Below are 1562 nucleotides of genomic sequence, written 5' to 3'. Positions count from 1 at the left end.
GAATGAATTTCATAATTCTAACCCCATGTCTCCCAACAGTTTTGAGAGTTAAAAAAAGAAGCACCTCCCCAAATCTTGTATAATGGTAGTTGACGAACAAACCATAAAAAGACTGAAGGAGTGCTTCTTATGACCATTATACGACAACCAAGCTTATTTGGCATCCAGGAATTATATGACATGGCACCTCCCCAAAAATATGATGCCATTATTTCTACGATAAATTTGGATAAAATTTATCATGCAGTAACGAAAAAGTCCCGACTTGGTGCACCTGAAGAGTTGAACTATGCCGCCATGATTATTTCTATCTTTGTTAGATATGTTGAACGTATCCCGATGATAAAAGACCTTATCCAACGTCTTAAAGATGATATCGCTTTTAAGTTGAATTGCGGGTTTCTTGTTTCTGATACGATACCTTCTGAAGCCTCTTATTCACGACTCGTGACGAAGTTGGAAGAATCCAATATCCTGGAGCAGGAACTGGAAAGAGTCGTTCTTCAAGCTATCGAAGAAGGATTCATCACGGATGATACTGTCGCAATTGATGCCACTCATTTTGAAGCACGTGATCAGGCGCCGCAAAAAGAAGAGAAACCAAAGCCTGAACCAAAAAAGCGTGGTCGCAAATCCAAAGAAGAGCGTGACGAGTGGCTAAAAGAACAAGCAGAGAAGGAGGCTAATTTATCCCTCTACGAAAAGAAAATTGAAGCTCAGTTAGACACACCTCTAGATGATTTGCGTGCTGAAATTCCTTTAACCCCGAAGTGGGGTGTGAAAAAGAATTCAGAAGGAAAGAATGTTTATTGGTTTGGCTATAAAGGCCATTTGGCCGTTGGCACATCAAGTCAATATATTCTTCAGGCAGCTTTCTCTTCCGGCAATTTAAATGATGGAAAGATGGCTATCCCCTTACTGAAAGGCATACATGAACACTTATCTCTGCCGTCATTGTCTTATCATACAATGGACGCCGGCTATGATTTTGAACCAATATACGAACAGGTGCATCGAATGGAAAAACGATCAATCATTGCATATAACAAGCGCAATGAAGGGGAACCAATCGGCTTTGATAAACATTTTGCCCCGACCTGTTTCAGAGAGCATTCTTATCGTTACGACAGCTTTGATGCCAAATATGAAACATTAAAATATACAAGACCCAAAGAATGTAATGATTGTCCTTTGGCAAACGAAGACATCTGCCAAAAAGTTTTCAAAATGAAAATAACAACAGATCTCAGGAAATATTCCGCACCAGCCCGTGGGTCTCTAGCATGGAAAAACATTTTCAAACGCCGTACTGCGGTAGAAAGAGTCAATGCATACCTTAAGGAATTCTTTCAACTGAACAATGTTCGATATCGTACCGGAAAACGCGCAAAAATTCATTTTGACATGGTGACACTTGTTTACAATGCATCCAAGTTGGCTGCAGACCGCATCGATGCTCAATTCATTCAGCAACAAGCTGCATGATTTCTGTTTTTTAAAATACATTTTAGGAATTCTGTAGGTCTTTGTATTTTTAAAAAGAGCAATTATGAAATTGATTC

1 protein-coding gene is annotated in these 1562 nt (G+C 39.4%); it reads left to right on the top strand.

Features of this window, described 5'->3' with window-relative positions:
- Positions 1–129: 129 nt before the first annotated feature.
- Positions 130–1485: an IS1182 family transposase gene (locus tag BLR15_RS13775; RefSeq protein ID WP_092988377.1), complete on the top strand. Its 1356-nt coding sequence runs from the start codon at positions 130–132 to the stop codon at positions 1483–1485.
- Positions 1486–1562: the final 77 nt, after the last annotated feature.

The sequence above is a fragment of the Lacicoccus qingdaonensis genome (genome assembly GCF_900101075.1).
In the GTDB taxonomy this organism is placed as follows: domain Bacteria; phylum Bacillota; class Bacilli; order Staphylococcales; family Salinicoccaceae; genus Lacicoccus; species Lacicoccus qingdaonensis.
This window is presented reverse-complemented; position numbering and strand designations above follow the sequence as displayed.

What these genes read in the sequence shown, in the direction of transcription:
- BLR15_RS13775 (WP_092988377.1), top strand. Translation starts at nt 130, where the DNA reads ATGACCATTATACGACAACCAAGCTTATTTGGCATCCAGGAATTATAT.